20 protein-coding genes are annotated in these 15997 nt (G+C 58.8%); 10 read left to right on the top strand and 10 right to left on the bottom strand.

All coding sequences use genetic code 11. From position 1 onward, the window contains the following. Positions 1-57: 57 nt before the first annotated feature. Complete coding sequence (locus TRM7615_RS05240; RefSeq protein WP_108785840.1) at positions 58-597, bottom strand: winged helix-turn-helix transcriptional regulator; 540 nt, start codon at positions 595-597, stop codon at positions 58-60. Positions 598-636: 39 nt separating this feature from the next. On the opposite strand from TRM7615_RS05240, the gene TRM7615_RS05235 reads away from it, so the two are divergent. Continuing rightward, complete coding sequence (locus TRM7615_RS05235) at positions 637-1014, top strand: VOC family protein (protein WP_108785839.1); 378 nt, start codon at positions 637-639, stop codon at positions 1012-1014. 87 nt (positions 1015-1101) lie between these two features. Continuing rightward, entirely contained in the window at positions 1102-1710 is a 609-nt protein-coding gene (locus tag TRM7615_RS05230; protein ID WP_108785838.1) for a carboxymuconolactone decarboxylase family protein, read from the top strand. Positions 1711-1873: 163 nt separating this feature from the next. Here TRM7615_RS05230 and TRM7615_RS05225 read toward each other — a convergent pair whose 3' ends face one another. Together TRM7615_RS05225 and TRM7615_RS05220 are read right to left on the bottom strand one after the other, a co-directional pair. Further along, positions 1874-2485, bottom strand: coding sequence for a glutathione S-transferase family protein (locus TRM7615_RS05225; protein WP_108785837.1), 612 nt, complete (start codon positions 2483-2485; stop codon positions 1874-1876). Next, positions 2482-3372, bottom strand: a complete 891-nt coding sequence (locus tag TRM7615_RS05220; RefSeq protein WP_108785836.1) for an alpha/beta fold hydrolase — start codon at positions 3370-3372, stop codon at positions 2482-2484. The genes TRM7615_RS05225 and TRM7615_RS05220 overlap by 4 nt, the downstream gene beginning before the upstream one ends. Before the next feature lie 220 nt (positions 3373-3592). On the opposite strand from TRM7615_RS05220, the gene ppk2 reads away from it, so the two are divergent. Further along, on the top strand, positions 3593-4546 hold the full coding sequence (gene ppk2, locus TRM7615_RS05215) for a polyphosphate kinase 2 (RefSeq protein WP_108785835.1): 954 nt from the start codon (positions 3593-3595) through the stop codon (positions 4544-4546). 39 nt (positions 4547-4585) lie between these two features. Here ppk2 and TRM7615_RS05210 read toward each other — a convergent pair whose 3' ends face one another. Beyond that, the gene (locus TRM7615_RS05210) at positions 4586-5224 is read right to left on the bottom strand and encodes a TIGR02453 family protein (RefSeq protein ID WP_108785834.1); all 639 of its coding nucleotides are present in this window, start codon (positions 5222-5224) and stop codon (positions 4586-4588) included. 114 nt (positions 5225-5338) lie between these two features. On the opposite strand from TRM7615_RS05210, the gene TRM7615_RS05205 reads away from it, so the two are divergent. From TRM7615_RS05205 to TRM7615_RS25870, 3 genes are all read left to right on the top strand, one after another. Then, positions 5339-6694 (top strand): MATE family efflux transporter, encoded by a 1356-nt coding sequence (locus tag TRM7615_RS05205; RefSeq protein ID WP_108785833.1) that lies wholly within the window; start codon positions 5339-5341, stop codon positions 6692-6694. Positions 6695-6831: 137 nt separating this feature from the next. After that, on the top strand, positions 6832-7410 hold the full coding sequence (locus TRM7615_RS25875; protein ID WP_235824021.1) for a PAS-domain containing protein: 579 nt from the start codon (positions 6832-6834) through the stop codon (positions 7408-7410). Positions 7411-7426: 16 nt separating this feature from the next. Beyond that, positions 7427-8335: a GGDEF domain-containing protein gene (locus TRM7615_RS25870; protein ID WP_235824020.1), complete on the top strand. Its 909-nt coding sequence runs from the start codon at positions 7427-7429 to the stop codon at positions 8333-8335. A gap of 15 nt (positions 8336-8350) precedes the next feature. Here TRM7615_RS25870 and TRM7615_RS05195 read toward each other — a convergent pair whose 3' ends face one another. Together TRM7615_RS05195 and TRM7615_RS05190 are read right to left on the bottom strand one after the other, a co-directional pair. Continuing rightward, on the bottom strand, positions 8351-8752 hold the full coding sequence (locus TRM7615_RS05195; RefSeq protein ID WP_108785832.1) for a hypothetical protein: 402 nt from the start codon (positions 8750-8752) through the stop codon (positions 8351-8353). Positions 8753-8769: 17 nt separating this feature from the next. Beyond that, positions 8770-9972: a pyridoxal phosphate-dependent aminotransferase gene (locus TRM7615_RS05190; protein ID WP_108785831.1), complete on the bottom strand. Its 1203-nt coding sequence runs from the start codon at positions 9970-9972 to the stop codon at positions 8770-8772. Positions 9973-10066: 94 nt separating this feature from the next. Here TRM7615_RS05190 and TRM7615_RS05185 point away from each other — a divergent pair, with 94 nt between their 5' ends. The 3 genes from TRM7615_RS05185 (at position 10067) to TRM7615_RS05175 (ending at position 11286) form a co-directional block, all read left to right on the top strand. Continuing rightward, complete coding sequence (locus tag TRM7615_RS05185) at positions 10067-10456, top strand: helix-turn-helix domain-containing protein (protein WP_108785830.1); 390 nt, start codon at positions 10067-10069, stop codon at positions 10454-10456. Then, positions 10456-10713, top strand: coding sequence for an FAD assembly factor SdhE (locus tag TRM7615_RS05180; RefSeq protein WP_108785829.1), 258 nt, complete (start codon positions 10456-10458; stop codon positions 10711-10713). Before TRM7615_RS05185 ends, TRM7615_RS05180 begins: the two co-directional genes overlap by 1 nt. A gap of 75 nt (positions 10714-10788) precedes the next feature. Beyond that, on the top strand, positions 10789-11286 hold the full coding sequence (locus tag TRM7615_RS05175) for a MarR family winged helix-turn-helix transcriptional regulator (protein WP_181892999.1): 498 nt from the start codon (positions 10789-10791) through the stop codon (positions 11284-11286). Here the strand turns inward: TRM7615_RS05175 and TRM7615_RS05170 are convergent. The 4 genes from TRM7615_RS05170 to TRM7615_RS05155 form a co-directional block, all read right to left on the bottom strand. Beyond that, complete coding sequence (locus tag TRM7615_RS05170) at positions 11280-12035, bottom strand: DUF1194 domain-containing protein (RefSeq protein WP_306417715.1); 756 nt, start codon at positions 12033-12035, stop codon at positions 11280-11282. The genes TRM7615_RS05175 and TRM7615_RS05170 overlap by 7 nt on opposite strands. Next, the gene (locus TRM7615_RS05165) at positions 12032-12460 is read right to left on the bottom strand and encodes a VOC family protein (RefSeq protein ID WP_108785827.1); all 429 of its coding nucleotides are present in this window, start codon (positions 12458-12460) and stop codon (positions 12032-12034) included. Before TRM7615_RS05165 ends, TRM7615_RS05170 begins: the two co-directional genes overlap by 4 nt. A 72-nt stretch (positions 12461-12532) precedes the next feature. After that, positions 12533-13969: a hypothetical protein gene (locus TRM7615_RS05160; RefSeq protein WP_108785826.1), complete on the bottom strand. Its 1437-nt coding sequence runs from the start codon at positions 13967-13969 to the stop codon at positions 12533-12535. Further along, positions 13935-14849 (bottom strand): thymidylate synthase, encoded by a 915-nt coding sequence (locus TRM7615_RS05155; protein WP_108785825.1) that lies wholly within the window; start codon positions 14847-14849, stop codon positions 13935-13937. Before TRM7615_RS05155 ends, TRM7615_RS05160 begins: the two co-directional genes overlap by 35 nt. 192 nt (positions 14850-15041) lie before the next feature. On the opposite strand from TRM7615_RS05155, the gene thyX reads away from it, so the two are divergent. Beyond that, positions 15042-15953 carry an FAD-dependent thymidylate synthase gene (gene thyX, locus TRM7615_RS05150; protein ID WP_108785824.1) on the top strand — a complete coding sequence of 304 codons (912 nt, stop codon included), beginning with the start codon at positions 15042-15044 and terminating at the stop codon, positions 15951-15953. The last annotated feature ends 44 nt before the right edge of the window (positions 15954-15997 follow it).

Genomic DNA, 15997 nt, shown 5'->3' with positions numbered 1-15997 from the left:
GCGTCAAAACCTGGTGGCGAACCGGCACGTACGAGTTCTGAAGCGTTTGGCCGCATGTCAGCGCAGCGTGATAAGCGGACAGGCCATCTCGCTGATCGCATGCCCGGTGTTGATCGCGTGATAGATCGAATGCGGTGGCCTGCTGGTGCCGTCCACGGTTCGGCTGATCCAGTCATGCTCTTCCAGCGTTTGCAACGACTGTGACAACGCACGATCCGTTATCCTCCCGAGCTGATGTTTGACGACGTTAAAGCGGCTGGGTCGGTTCAGCGTCGTCAAGATCGGCAAGGTCCACGATCGGCGCAGCAGCGCCTTGTGCTCACCAGGCACCGCATGAACCCTATGCGCCAGCTGCGCTGCTATTTCTCCCTCTGGCGTCAATCGGAACTCAGGTCGCAATGGGTGGCCGTGCCCTGGGTTCCGCTCCAGCAACGCGATTTCGATCAGGTGGGCCAGGCTTTGCGCAAAAGCAGTCCTGCTGGCGCCAGTTGCAGACAGCAGCGGCGCTTGGCGCCCCGGAACACCGTCGTGAAGATGCGCCAGAATGGGCAATGCCCAAGCCCGAGAGGTGATGTTGACAAGTAACTTTATGTCCATAAAATATAGTTAGTATATTTTGCGTCGAAAGGAAAGTTGATGTCGCTCGTTTCATTGGAAAACACCATTACCCTCGCCATGTCAGTCAGGGACCGCCACGTAAGCGCCCGTTGGTATCACGACATGCTGGGGTTTGAGGTGATCTATCATGCCGATGAGGCTGGGTGGTCAGAGATCCAGACCAAGACCACGGGCGTGACAATCGGCTTTGGCGAGCAGGCCGAACCGGCGCCGGGCAATTGCGTGCCTGTGTTTGGTGTCGCTGACATGGACAGTGCGCGGCAGGCGTTGGAAGGCGCGAATGTAATCTTTGACGGTCCGACGGATGTGATCGAGGGCATGGTCAAGACTGCCACGTTCTATGACCCTGACGGCAATGCGTTGATGTTGGCGCAGGACCTGACCGGGGCGGCCTGAGGCAGGGTCCGGAAATTGCGCCTCGCAGCCCGCAGGATATGCCGCTAGGGTTCGCCCAATCAGAATTCTGTCAGGTGAGGAGGCGACATGAGCTGGATTGAAACCGTTCCGTTCGAGCAGGCAACAGGCAAGCTGAAAAAGCTCTATCAGCGGGTGACGGGCCCAGACAACAACGTGGACAACATCATGATGTCCCATTCCCTGCGGCCCCACTCGATGGAAGGGCACATGGTGCTCTACAAGAACGTGCTGCACCACACGGGCAACAAGATCCCGAAGTGGTTTCTGGAAACGCTTGGGGTCTGGGTCAGTTCGCTGAATGGCTGTGCATATTGCGTCGAACATCACTTTCAGGGGATGCAACGCCTGCTGGGGGATGAAACGCGCGGCTTGGCGATCCGCGCAGGGATTGAGGCGCGTGACCTGACCGACGTCCCACTGGATGAGGCACAAGTGGCGGCGATGCTCTATGCCCGCAAGCTGACAGAGGCTCCGGCCGAAATGGTCGAGGCGGATGTGATCGCTCTGCGCAATGTGAGCTGGGACGACGGCTGTATTCTCGAGATCAACCAGGTCAGCTCGTATTTTTCTTACGCCAACCGGACGGTTCTGGGACTGGGATGCTCGACCAAGGGCGATGTGCTGGGGCTGTCGCCGAACAACTCGGATGACCCGGACGATTGGGGGCACACCTAAGCTGGGTGGCACATGGGTGATGGTCACCAGCGGCCTGTCGCCATGGCTGCAACAAAGCTCTCGCCCTCGTTCTGCGGTGCCGCGCCTCGCCGCAGGCGAGGCGCCTGGCCCAACGCCGCCAGGGCCCGTCAGGGCATGCAGCGGGGGCGGGAGCGCTTCCGGATCAGGATCCGCCGCCTGCTTCCAATGCGCGAACATAGGCCGGGCGGGCTTCGATCATCTGGGCAAAGCTTGTGAGACCCGGGTATTCGCTGCTGCGACCCAGGCGCCCAACGATACTGGCGGGAAAGCTCAACATGATGTCGGCGGCTGACAGATCATCCAGCACAAAATGGCCCGAGGGGCGCAGGACGCTTTCCATGTAGTCGAAGTGGTTGGTCAGCTCGTTCTGGATGCGCGGGTGCAGCGGAGCGCCCGCATCCCCCAGCATCCCGACATACAAATTCAACAGGATCGGGGTCATCACCGAGCCTTCGGCGAAATGCATCAGCTCCAGATGATGCCAATGCTCCGGCGAGCCTGCATCCGGTATCAGATGGGGGCCATAAAGCGCGCAGAGCACTTCAACGATGGCCGCCGATTCCGACACCATCTGCCCGTCGATCTCCACCACCGGCGATTTGCCCAAAGGATGTACTGTCAGCAACTCAGGTGGGGCCAGGTTGGTTTTGGCGTCCCGTTCATAGCGGATGACCTCATAATCAACCCCCAGCTCTTCGAGCAGCCACAGGATGCGCAGCGAGCGTGAACGGTTGAGATGATGAACCTTGATCATGATGTCTCTCCAGTGTTGGGCATCCAGTCGAGAATGGCCTGCGCCACCGCCTGCGGATCCTGATGGATCAGCCAATGGTCTGTGTCTGGAATGGTAACCCGTGTCAGGTCAGCGGCAAAGTCTTCCAACCCTTCGGTCGATTGTGGCAGCAACGCCTTGTCGTCCGGCCCCCAAAGCAGCAGATGCGGGCAGTGCACGCGCAGACGGTCCAGGGGCAGGGCGGGCAGGTCCGTTATCGGTTTTCCCGGGGCGGCCACTTGCAGGGGCGAGGCGCGGTACCAGTTCAACATGGCGTTCAACCGGCCGGGACGCGCCCATTCGGTCTTGTATTTGGTCAGCGTCGCCTCATCCAGCCAATCCTGGCCCAGATGACGGCGAAAGAACTTTTCGATCCCGGCATAATCATTGGCGCTCATGACGTCCGCGGACTCTGGCGCGCGCAGCATGTTGATGTACTGCGACGCTTCCGATTGCGCGCCACCTGCCGCCATCTCGCGCTGGAACGGAACCGGGTGTACACCATTGGCAATGATCAGCCGGTCGACCAGCTTGGGCTTGAACATCGCCAGCCCATAAGCCACCGCCGCGCCCCAGTCATGCCCCATGACCGTCACCGGTGCGCCGAGGCGTTCGATCAGGGCAACCATGTCGCTGATCAAGGCCGAGGTCACATAGTTCTCGACTCCCTCGGGCACCCAGCTTTGACCATAGCCACGCTGATCCGGGGCAACACAGTGAAAATGCTGCAATAGATGCGGCGCCAGATCCCCCCAGGCCCCGCCGTATTCGGGAAACCCATGCAGCATCAACAATGTCGGCAAGGACGGATCACCCCAGCTGCGCACAAAGAATGTCTGTCCGTTCAGGTCCGCGAACTCGCTGCGCATTGGGGCCTCCCTTCAGGTGCTCATGACCCAGTGAAACAGGCTTGGCACAGCTTTGGAACGATACTTTGCAATGACCTTTCGTCAATTGCAGTGCGTATCCGTCTGGTTACTCGACATACCTGTCTGCAAAACATGCGGGATTGATCAAACTTTGACACCGATCAAGGCAGAAATCAGGGCGGTCTGCTAGGCGAAAGGGGACAAAACAAAGGACCGAATTATGGCGACAGTGACTTCGATTGAAACAACAAAACAGACCCCAGAACCCATCACCGCAAAGGCGCAGGAAACGGTGAAGACACCGCCCAAAAAGCCGGTCGAGTCCGAGGCGGAAAAGATCCGCAAGGCGTTCGAAAGCGGCCATTATCCCTATGCGCGCAAGATGCCACGCCGCGCGTATGAGGCTGAAAAGGCCAAGCTTCAGGCAGAGCTGCTCAAGGTGCAGCATTGGGCGCAGGAAACCGGGGAACGTTTTGTTCTGCTCTTCGAAGGTCGTGATGCCGCAGGCAAAGGTGGCACCATCAAACGGTTTATGGAGCACCTCAACCCGCGTCAGGCGCGTGTCGTCGCGTTGAACAAACCCTCTTGGGAGGAGAAGGGCCAATGGTACTTCCAGCGCTATGTGCAAGAGCTGCCAACGACCGGTGAAATGGTGTTCTACGACCGCTCCTGGTACAACCGCGCGGGTGTCGAGCGGGTGATGGGGTTCTGCGAGCCGACCGAGTATCTGGAGTTCATGCGCCAGGCACCCGAGCTCGAACGGATGCTGGTGCGGTCGGGTATCCGGTTCTACAAATATTGGTTCTCGGTCACCCGGCCCGAGCAGCGACGTCGCTTTGATTCCCGCGCCACCGACCCGCTCAAGCAATGGAAGCTCAGCCCGATCGACAAGGCGTCGCTGGACAAATGGGATGACTATACCGAGGCGAAAGAAGCGATGTTCTTTTACACCGACACCGCCGACGCGCCCTGGACCATCATCAAATCGAACGACAAGAAACGCGCGCGGCTGAACTGCATGCGCCATTTCCTGTCAACGTTGGATTATCCGGACAAGGATCTCGACGTTGTTGGTCAGCCCGATCCCTTGATCGTGGGGCAGGCGCATCACGTCATCCAACGCTCGGACCACATCCTGGGCACCGCGCTGCATCCGGATCAGCGGCAGAAGTGATAGGACCCTCGAAACAGGCGGCTTCGGTCGCCTGTTTGGCTATACCGCGCGGTTCAAGACGTCGAACAAAGGCCGAAGGTTGTTCAGTGTTTCGGTGATTGCGTCTGTAGGGGCATCGAACCGGGTGTCAGGCAGGTCATTCCACAGGGTCAGTGACTTTCGTCGCAGCAGATCCCCATGTGGATGCTCTTTGTCATATGGGGTCGGAACGCGATTCAGCTCGGGTTCGGACAGGCGAAACCCTTGTGCGACCAATGCATTGATAACACCTGCCAATTCAGACCCCGTGGGCCCATCAACGCTGCTGCGCCAATCTGTGAGTGTCGTTTTGTCGAACCCCATGATCCCGCCACCGACACTGACATAGTCAAGCCCGATCCCAAAAAAGAGCGCAGGCCGAGTGCCTTTGCCGGGCATCATCCACAGCATGTGCAGGTGGGTGTTGTAGGGTGTCTTGTCTTTGGAAAACCGCACGTCGCGTTGCGGGCGAAAGAGCTTGGTGGTGACACCGCCGCCCACCTGCGCCGCGATCTGATCCAGCAGATGCAGCGCTGGTTTTTTCAGCTGCGCCTCGTACCGGGGTTTGTTGTCGTTGAACCAGTCGCGAGAGTTGTTTTGCGACAGGTCTGTCAGGAATGCACGTGCCTCGGGAATAAGTTGGGAAAACGGATCAGACATAAGCGACCTCCTGCTGTCGCGATCAAGGTATCACAACGATATTTTCGGGAAAGGTGCGGACTGCCTCTTGCGTGTGCAATTCCCGAACCCTAAGCCTGTCTGGTGAGCAAAATGATGACATATGGCGGGCATGCCCGCGCGATCGCGATCCTGGGCTTGCCACTCATTGGTGGGCATCTGGCGCAGTTTGCCATTGGTCTGACGGATACCGTCATGTTGGGCTGGTACGGCGTCGAGGAGTTGGCGGCCGTCACGCTCGCGGGCAGTTATTTCTTCATCCTCTTCATGGTCGGCGGTGGCTTGGCCATGGCGATCATGCCACTGGTCGCGGCGTCTGATGCCCAAGGCGATGACACGTCGATCCGCCGAGTGACTCGCATGGGGTTGTGGCAGACTGCCATGTTTGGCCTGATGGCCATGGGAATGCTGTGGTGGTCCGAACCAATCCTGTTGCTGCTGGGACAAAAGCCTGACGTGGCAGGGTTGGCGGCAGAGTATCTGCGGGTCGCGGGCTGGGGCATGTTCCCGGCGCTTTGGGTCATGGTGCTCAAGTCGTATCTGGCGGGGTTGGAGCGCACACAGATCGTGCTGTGGATCACCGTTCTGGCCGCCATCGTGAACGCCATCGGGAATTACGCCCTGATTTTCGGCAACTGGGGCGCGCCTGAGTTGGGAATCATCGGCGCGGGCATCGCCTCGGTCGTGACACAAGTGGTGTCGTTGATCGCGGTGATTGTCTATGCGCTCAAGGTGCTGCCGCAGCATGCCTTGTTCCAACGCTTTTGGCGTCCCGATTGGGAGATGTTCGGCAGGGTGTACAAGATCGGCGTGCCCATCGGTCTGACCAACCTGTCCGAGGTGTCGATGTTCGGCGCCTCGGCCATGATGATGGGTTGGCTGGGCACGGTACCGCTGGCCGCGCACGGAATTGCAGTGCAACTCGCCTCGGCCACCTTCATGGTGCATCTGGGGCTAAGCAGCGCTGCGACCATCCGGGCGGGCAACGCATTTGGTCGGCAGGACCGGCCGCATATGGCCAAAGGGGCCGTGGTTGTGACCGTGATGTCGCTGGCCGTATCGGCAATTTCGATGGTGGTGTTCCTGACCTTTGCCGAGCCACTTATCGGATTGTTCGTCGAAGATGATGAGCCCGATCTGGTGGCGATTCTGGCCATTGGCACAGGGCTGCTTGGCATGGCCGCGTTGTTCCAGCTGGTAGACGGGGTTCAGGCCATTGCGCTTGGCGTGCTGCGCGGCGTTCAGGATACCGCAGTTCCGATGGTGATGGCCGCACTCAGCTATTGGGCGGTGGGGATCCCGGCATCCTATGTCTTTGGCTTTGTGTTCGGGCTTGAAGGGATCGGCGTGTGGCTGGGACTTGTGCTTGGACTTGCCTGTGCCGCGGTGCTTTTGATGGCGCGGTTCTGGGGGCGTTCGATCAAACGGGTCGGGGCGGCACATACGGGGTAAAGCGCGCCCGTTCACGGCAATTCTTCAGAAAATACAGTGAAAAAACGCCAAGTGATTTAAGCACTTGGGTGCAGCGACTTTAACATTTGGACAAGTTTTGCCGCTAGGCTCCCAACAGGAGTTTTGGGGGATGCCGCGTGGGCGAGATCAACAAACAGCTGAAGGCAGGGCAAGCCGTCGACCGGTCCCTGGCTTATGAGCCAACCGAACAAGAGCAGATGCTGGATGTGATCAACCAGATGGAGCAGGGTATCCTGGTCTGGTCCCCTGATGGTGTGTGCGTTCTGCACAATGAACGCATCTTCGAAGTGCTTGAACTGGGGCCTCGGGACTTGCAGGTGGGGATGACGCGTGAAACGTTTCTGAGCATCACGGTGGCCCAGGGTGTCATTACGGCCGAGCGAAAGGCCGAGGTGCTTGAGTTGTTTGAAACCGGGCAACCGTTCCATTTTGACCGGGACATGCCATCAGGCAAGGTGATCTCGTCCTTTGCGCGTCCCTTGCGCCATGATGGCTACGTCGTCACGTTTACTGATGTCACGCAATTTCGCCGCGATGCAGCTGATCTGGCGGTGGCCAAGCAACAGGCGGAAATCGCGGAATCCAAGGCCAAGTCGATGTTGGCCAAGGAGCAGGCCTGGCGGGCCGAGGCCAAGTTGCTCGCGGATCTCGATGAATGGCTGCAAAGCTGCAAGACCTTGTCGGAACGTCTTTGACGTTGTGGCCAAATTCATGACCAGCATGCTGCCGGAAACGCAGGGAGAGCTTTATATCTACTCCAATTCCCGCGATGTGCTGGATGGGGCCTGCGCGTGGGGCGGGGGGCAGGCCCATGACCATATCGCGCCGGACAGTTGTTGGGCATTGCGGCGGGGACGCGGTTATCGGTTCGATGCGCGCGGCATCAGCTTCCGCTGTGGCCATGTAAACGACCACCCGACAACGGCGGACGTAGAGGATGCCATGTGCATTCCCATCGTGGCCCACGGCGACACGGTGGGCTTGTTGCATGTGACCTATCCGCCGGGAACGGACGCGCAGGTTGCCAAGGATGGATACGACTTCGCCCTGCAATGCGGCGAACACATCAGCCTGGCCATCGCCAACGTCAAGTTACGGGACGAGCTGCACGATCAGAGCACACGCGATCCGCTCACGCGGCTCTACAATCGGCGTTACTTTCTGGAAGCGATGCGCGCTGAGCACGCGACAGCCGCGCGCAAGGATCAACGCTTTGCGGTGCTGTCGTTTGATGCGGATAAATTCAAGGCGTTCAACGACAATCACGGACATGATGCAGGCGATATGGTGCTGCGCGCCATCGGAGACCGAATGCACGAGCTGTTCCAGCATGGCGAGACGCCCTGCCGTTTCGGAGGAGAGGAGTTTTCCGTTCTTCTGCCATGTGTTGACGCGGACATTGCCATGGGGGTGGCCGAGGTGTTGCGCGCAGGTATCGAAGACACCCGCATCCGCTACGGCGCAGAAGAGCTGCCGCGCGTGACAATCTCGATCGGGGTCGCCGTCTATCCGGATCACGGCAACCTGCCGCAGGATCTGTTGAATGCCGCCGACCGCGCGCTTTATGACGCCAAGGCGGCGGGCCGCAACTGTGTACGGTTGGTCGGGCGGGGCGCATAGCACGCCCAAATTCGCCTACTTCTTGAGAAGTCGATCCGCCTTTTTGCGCACCAGAACCGAGCGGAGGTCATGCATGGCCAGCAGCAGGTCGTCCGTCACCTCTTCCAATTGCTTGTCGCTGGCCTTGGAGTGCGACCAGTGCGTCACCTGGTTCAGGTAATCAACAGCCCGAAAGATGTCGTCGATATCGCGCTCTGCCAAAAGCGCGATACGATGTTCCATCCAATGCTCGATCTCGCGCATGTCCGCCTTGGTCAGCTTACGCCCGCCATGCGGCTTGATCTCGCCGTTGCGGATGTTGACGACGGCAATCTGCTCCATCTCGATCCGGCGTTGCCGGTTTTCGGTGTCCACGCGAAAGACAAAGGCGCCGTTGTCGCGGACGCGAAAGTAGTATTCGGGCAACTCGGGGGCCATGCCTGTTCCTTTGTCTTCTATGTCAGCGACGCACAGAACCGTTGAATGCGCGTGCAGGCCTCTTTCAGGGCCTCGTCAGACGTAGCGTAGCTTACCCGGAAGTTTGGCGAAAGCCCGAAGGCCGCGCCAAAAACAACCGCCACATCAGCCTCTTCCAGCAAAGCGATGGCAAAAGCCTCGTCACTGTCGATGACAGTGCCCTGGGGCGTGGTCTTGCCCATCAGACCGGCGATCGAGGGGTAGACATAGAACGCGCCTTCGGGCGTCGGGCAGGAAATACCGTCGATTTCGTTGAGCATGCGCACCACCAGATCCCGGCGCCGCACGAATTTTTCGTTGTTGGGGGCCAAGAAGTCCTGCGTGCCGTTAAGCGCCTCGACCGCCGCCCATTGGCTGACCGAACAGGGGTTCGAAGTGGATTGTGATTGCACCTTACGCATCGCCGCAATCAGCTCAACCGGGCCCGCTGCATAACCAATGCGCCAACCGGTCATGGCATAGGCTTTGGAGACGCCGTTGCAGGTCAGCGTACGGTCATAAAGCTGCGGCTCGATCTGGGCCGGGGTGCAGAATTCGAACCCGTCGTAAGCCAGGTGTTCATACATGTCGTCGGTCATGATCCAGACATGCGGATGGCGTAGCAGCACATCGGTCAGCTCTTTCAGCTCTTCCCGGCTGTATCCCGCGCCCGTCGGGTTCGAGGGCGAATTGAAGATGAACCATTTGGTCTTAGGGGTGATCGCGGCCTCAAGCTGATCGGCGGTCAGTTTGAAGTTCGTCTGGATCGAGGTTTCGGCCACGACTGGCGTACCACCCGCCAGCAGCACCATATCCGGGTAGCTGACCCAATAGGGCGCAGGGATGACCACCTCGTCGCCTTCGTTAAGCGTCGCCATCAGCGCGTTATAGAGCGTCTGCTTGCCACCCGTTCCGACCGAAACCTGCGCGGGAGTGTACTCCAGCCCGTGATCGCGCTTCATCTTGGCGCAGACAGCCTGCTTCAATTCAGGGATGCCATCAGGGGCGGTGTATTTCGTCTTACCCGCGGCAATCGCGGCGACGGCGGCGTCCTTGATGTTCTGGGGCGTGTCAAAATCCGGCTCGCCCGCGCTCAGGCCAATAACGTCGCGCCCGGCGGCCTTCAACTCGGCGGCCTTGGCTGTCATTGCGATTGTGGGCGAAGGTTTGACGCGGGACAATGTCGCAGACAGGAAACTCATGGGCGGCCTCGGTTTGTATGTTGATCAAACCTGTCATAGGGTGCGCCCGAATGACGATCAAGTGATATACAGATAGAGCGGCAGGAGAGCCCAGATGAGCAGTGACAACGATTGGTTTGGACCGGAATCGGCAACCTTTGGAGACCGCGTTGCAGGGGCTCGCGAAGCCGCAGGAATGACGCAGGCGCAGCTGGCCCGCCGCTTGGGCGTCAAAAAAGCCACCGTGTCCGGTTGGGAGCAGGATCTGTCCGAGCCGCGCGCCAACAAGCTGTCGATGATGGCGGGGCTGCTCAATGTCTCGATCATGTGGCTGTTGACCGGTGAAGGCGAGGGGATGGAAGAACCCGCTGGAGAGGTTACGCCGATTGAGGGTCTGTCTGATGTTGTGATGGAACTGCGCGCCATCCGGGCAGATATGCGCGCCAATGCAGAACGCGCCGCACGTCTGGAAAAACGTCTGCGCCAGATGCTGGGGCAACCTTGATGGCTGAACTTTTGGAACACCGTCTCAAACGGCTTAAGATGCGGTCGATGCGTCGGGGCATCAAAGAGATGGACATCATCCTGACAGCCTATGCGGATCACAATCTGCACGACATGGATGCAGCAGGCCTGGATCTGTACGAGGCGCTGCTGCATGAAAACGATCAGGATCTCTATCAATGGGTCACGGGTCAGGTCGAAACGCCTGATCCCTATGGCACCCTGATTGCGGATATCGCGCAAACGTTTCAAAAATAACACAGTTTTCTGCTTAACTGATTCTTCGGCTTTTGGGCGCATTTTCTACTGAAGAAAAGCGAGTCGGAGAGACGGATGAGTATGGAAATGCAAGTTACCCCGACCGGCACCAAAGGGTTCATGACCAGCTATCTTGAGACGCTGGCGCTTGTTGAACGTCTGCACCGTCTGCTGCTGGACGTCATCAAGGATGAATTCGAGCGTGTCGGCGTGCTGGAAATCAATGCGGTTCAGGCCCTGTTGCTTTTCAATATCGGCGACAATGAGGTGACGGCAGGCGAGCTGAAAAGCCGTGGCTATTACCAAGGCAGCAACGTCAGCTATAACCTGAAAAAGTTGGTCGAAATGGGCTATATGCACCACCAACGGTGCGAGATCGACCGCCGCTCGGTGCGGGTGCGTCTGACGGCCAAGGGACGTGATGTGCGTGATGTGGTGACGGACCTGTTCCTGCGCCATGCCGAGGGGCTGGAAGAGCGGTCGGTGATCGACGCGGAGGGCATCGAGGACATCACCCGGTCGTTGAAGCGGGTCGAGCGGTATTGGACCGATCAGATCCGATACATCTATTGAGCTGGTTTGCGATGGCTTGGCGGGTTTTGGGAGAGCACAACAACCGCCAATTCTCGCAACAGTTTGCGGGTCATCGCGGCTTGAAAATCCTCGAAACCCAATGCGGTTTCCACAAAGGCGTCAGCGCCGTGGATCACGCGGGCTTGGAAATAGGCGACCAGTTCGCCGATCTGGGCCATGCGCGTGTCGGTGCTGTCCTGAGTATCTGCGCCGATGACAAGCCCGTTGATCGTGATCGCGGACTGATCAAGCCCGGCTTTGATGATGTGCGGGGACGGGCCCATGTTGTGCAGGCCGTCCCCTGACAGATCCAGGGTGTGCTTCCAACAACTGGGCACTTGCGCAAATTGAGCAACCCCAAATTGCATGGCGGTGCCAACAGCTGTTCCCGGTGGGGCAGGCGCGCGCCGTGTTAAGGCCAGGGTTTGTGTGATCCGTTCTAGGGTTTGAGGGGAATCTACAGGGGTCCAGTTCAGCAAAACCCGCTGAAATTCAGGGGCACTCCACTCAAAGACCATCAGGTGAACAGGCAGTTCAGGTGTTGAAAGCAGGGCGCGTTTGACCTCTGAATCCTGCAAGGCGCCTGCGAGTCCCTCGATTTGCAGGCGATATTCTTGCCGACTTACCGAACCTGAAACGTCTAGACCCAAAGCCAGCGCTTGCCTGCAGGCGGACGCCTCGCCAGGTCCTGCGATGCTGCTGCACAGCGACACCGCAAGAGTAAGGGCTAGGCGCAGGTGCTTGATCACCAGTGACCGGTGCTGTCCATGCTGACCCAGGGTTCGGCCGGGGCCAGGGCTTCGCCGTTTTGCAGCAGCTCGATCGAGATATTGTCAGGGGAGCGGACAAAGGCCATGCGACCATCGCGCGGCGGCCGGTTGATGACCACGCCGTTGTCCTGCAGCATCTGGCACATGCCATAGATGTCGTCGACGCCATAGGCCAGATGACCAAAGTGGCGGCTGTCGGCGGGCAGTTCGTCGTCACCATCCCAGTTGTAGGTCAGCTCGAGCGGGGTTTCGTCCTGACCAGGCGCGGCGAGGTAGAGCAGGGTGAATCGGCCCTGTTCACTCTCGTAACGGCGGATTTCGCGCAGGCCCAGCAGTTCATAAAATGCCATGGATTTTTCCAGGTCTTTCACGCGCACCATGACGTGCAGGTATTTCAAGCTCATGTCAGTCTCCGTTGTCTCCGAGACAGACTCTAGCTGTAAGTCAGCCAAGCGCCAGTGGCGCGATGCGTGATTTCAGAATTTTGATTCAATCCCCAGCGAGACCGAGAACTCGCGAATGTCGAAGCGGCTGACATTCGAGTCCTTCTTGCCCGTGCGCACCCTTAGCATCGGGGCAAAACCGGCATAGTCGTATTCGTCGAAAAACAGGCTGAGGTCGCCATAGATCGACTTGTCCTGCCGCCCCCCGGGAACATTGAAAATGCTTACGGCGTATTCGGGGTAGTCGGAATACCCAAGAACCAGACCCGCACTGAGCTTTGCAGGGCCGATTGCCCGGCCCAGATCATAGCTGACCCGAACCGAAGCAGAACGATAGGTGCCAGTGAACCAACGGGCGCGGGCGTCGCGATATGCCATCGAGACCGAAATCCGGTCACCGTTGCCCACAGGGCGATGATACAATGCGCCAAAGCCCACGATGTTGGCATCATTTGTGCCATAACGTTCGGCAAACCGTGTTTCGAACGTGGCGTTTATCCGCAATTGTGCGCCTGCAGCCATGCGCCAGGTGCGTTCACCTCCAAGCCGCGCGAAATTGTAGCTTCGCTCGCCGCCAAACCAAGAGGTGCCCGTGGCGGCCTCCACAGCCGCCGAGCCGAGGTTTTCAGCAGGGCCCACAATCATGGCGTGCCGGATCGACACTTCGCCATAGGTGGAGGCAAATTGCGATCCGGTGACGTTGGGTGCCTGCGCCTTGGCCTCGGACGACAGCGAAACGCGTTGCACATACAGGCGCCCGCCAACCGAGGTCATGCTGTCGGCTGATTGTCTCAATCGATGGGCGGTTGTGATATCCAGGATGCCATATGCGCCCGACAAGGCCTGGGCAGACCCGCTGAGTTGACCGACGACGGGCACGCCATCGATGATCTGCAAGGCAGTGTCTGCCCCGTTGTTGACGTTGTCGGTTGGCTTGATTTCGGCGCGTATGCGAAAGGCCCAGGGGTTGATCCGGCGGAGCTGCTTGTAGTCTCTTGCAATCTGCTCTTCCGTCTTTTCATCTGGGGCATGAATGGCTGTACGTCTTAGCCAAAACTGCGCCATGGTTGGGCGCCCGGCCTGCAACGACAATCGCGCGGCAAGTTGCGCAGATTGAAACTGCAGTCCTTGCTCGCTCGAATTTCGATAGGCCAAGGCTGCCGCCTGCCGCCCTTCTTCGGGTTCGTTCATGCGGGCATATGCTGCGGCTTGCATGTAGTGAAACACAGGGTTCTTGGGATCGGCCTGCAAAAGCCCGTACGTCAGGGCAACGGTCACGTCAGGTTGACCGATACGGAGCGCTTCGATGGCCGCCCGATATGCCTGATCGAGAGTTAGGTTGTGCGACGTTTCCTCGGCCTGACCAGCGTTCGCCAGACCAAGAGCCAGAGCGGCAGAGGCCAAAACCGCCTGGAGCGGAGCCAGCACCAGCCTGTTACGGCCGCGGTTGGTTGCAGATTGGATCGGCATTTGCGGTTCCGCATTGCGCCAAGACGAATACACCATACTCCAGCGCATCACCGCCCGACCCGTCGATGTGGTTCGACGCGGTCAAAGCCCCTGCTACAGCCGTGGCATCCGTTCCGCCGAAGAGACCGGCATAGGTTCCGACGGTCTGTGTGGACCCTCTCCGCACTTCACCGTTGAATGCCCCGTTGCTGTCAATTGTGCCCGGGAATAGCGATAGATCAGTCAGAGTGAGAGAGCCGGGGTCATCGGCGAGCACTCGGTCATAGACGATGCCGTTGATCGCATTGTCGGCAAAGTCAGCGTTGATAAATACCAATCCGGTGACTTCGGCAGTTTGTGTGGGGCGAATTTCGGTTGCGGTGCCCGGGGTCACGGGGAGCAGATCGTTGCCATCGCCTGAAGCGTTCAAGACGCCGACGTAGTTGCCCCCATAGCTCACAAGGCCCGAACCGGCCGGAGTTGTGTCCGGCGCCGTAAAGGTCCCGTCGCGGCCATAGGTTGACCCCATGATGACCGAATTGAACTGCGGTCCACCACCGACGACGGCTGCATAGACGCCGTCTCGCTCTTGAACAAAGGCTGTAAAGTGACGATCGAGTGAACTGGCTTGCGATGTGTAGGCTTCGTATCCTGGCACATCCAGGGCAGCGTTCCGTGTGTAGACCGCCTCGAATGGGGTGTTGTCCAACTGGCTGCCCGTCACCGTCAGGGTCTGGTTTGCCTGGTTGTATTCCACACTGGTCACGTTGCCAGCAATCGCTTCGGGGACTGTCGGGGTGGGCTCAACTGGCTGCACGGGCGTGCCCGTTTCAGTGAATACATCGCCACCACACGCCGACACCGCGACGACCGCCGCGATACCAAGCCAAAACCGCTTCATCTGCCTCAACCTCTGTTTTTTGTAGGTTTTTCTGCAACGTCCGTCTTTTGCGGGAAGAAGTCAATCTTTCTGCGCCTGATGATTGTAAAGCGTGACCTATGTGTGACCTTGATATTGCGGTTCACGCCGAACACGCGCCCATATATAGTTTGAACAAACAGATTCTCTGAGCCCACCAAGGAGTTCCCCCTCATGCCTCTATCGCCCGAGCAACTTGCCGAAATCGAAGAGCAGCGCACGCAGTCTCAGACAACGTTGCGCACTGTTGCACCGGGGATCGAGCAGCATCTTTATTCGGCAAAGCCGGTTCTGGATCACGGGTTTGTCCGGGTCATCGACTATATGGGCGATGATGCCGCGATCTGCCAGGCGGCGCGTGTGTCTTATGGCAAGGGCACCAAGTCGGTCCAGAACGATGAAGGGTTGATCCGCTATCTGATGCGCCACTGGCATTCGACTCCGTTCGAGATGTGCGAACTGAAGCTGCACGTCAAACTTCCGGTCTTTGTGGCGCGACAGTGGATTCGCCATCGCACGGCCAACGTCAACGAGTATTCGGCGCGCTACTCGATCCTGGATCGCGAGTTCTATATCCCGGCACCAGATCAAATGGCGGCGCAATCGGTTATCAACAACCAGGGCCGCGGCGAGGCGCTGCAAGGAGAAGAGGCCGCACGAGTGCTGGACATTCTCAAGGGGGATTCCATGCGCGCCTATGATCACTATGAAGAAATGATCAGCCAGGACGGTCAGCAGGGGCTGGCGCGTGAACTGGCGCGGATGAACCTGCCTGCGAACATTTACACCCAATGGTACTGGAAGGTGGACCTGCACAACCTGTTCCATTTCCTGCGGTTGCGCGCAGATTCCCATGCTCAGTATGAAATCCGGGTTTATGCCGATGCGATCTGCGACATTGTCGCGGATTGGGTGCCAGCGGCTTACAAGGCGTTCGAAGACTATCGGTTGGGGTCGGTGTCCATGTCGGCACAGATGGTGGATTGCGTTCGCCGGATGGTGAAGGGCGAGCAGGTCAACCAGGAAAACTCCGGCATGTCCGCTCGCGAATGGCGCGAGTTCGAGGATGTGATCAGGGCCGAGTGATCCGGAAGCCCAGAACACAATATCTGTTCCGATCCCGCAATCAA

The organism is Falsiruegeria mediterranea M17 (assembly GCF_900302455.1).
Taxonomy (GTDB): Bacteria; Pseudomonadota; Alphaproteobacteria; order Rhodobacterales; family Rhodobacteraceae; genus Falsiruegeria; species Falsiruegeria mediterranea.
This window is presented reverse-complemented; position numbering and strand designations above follow the sequence as displayed.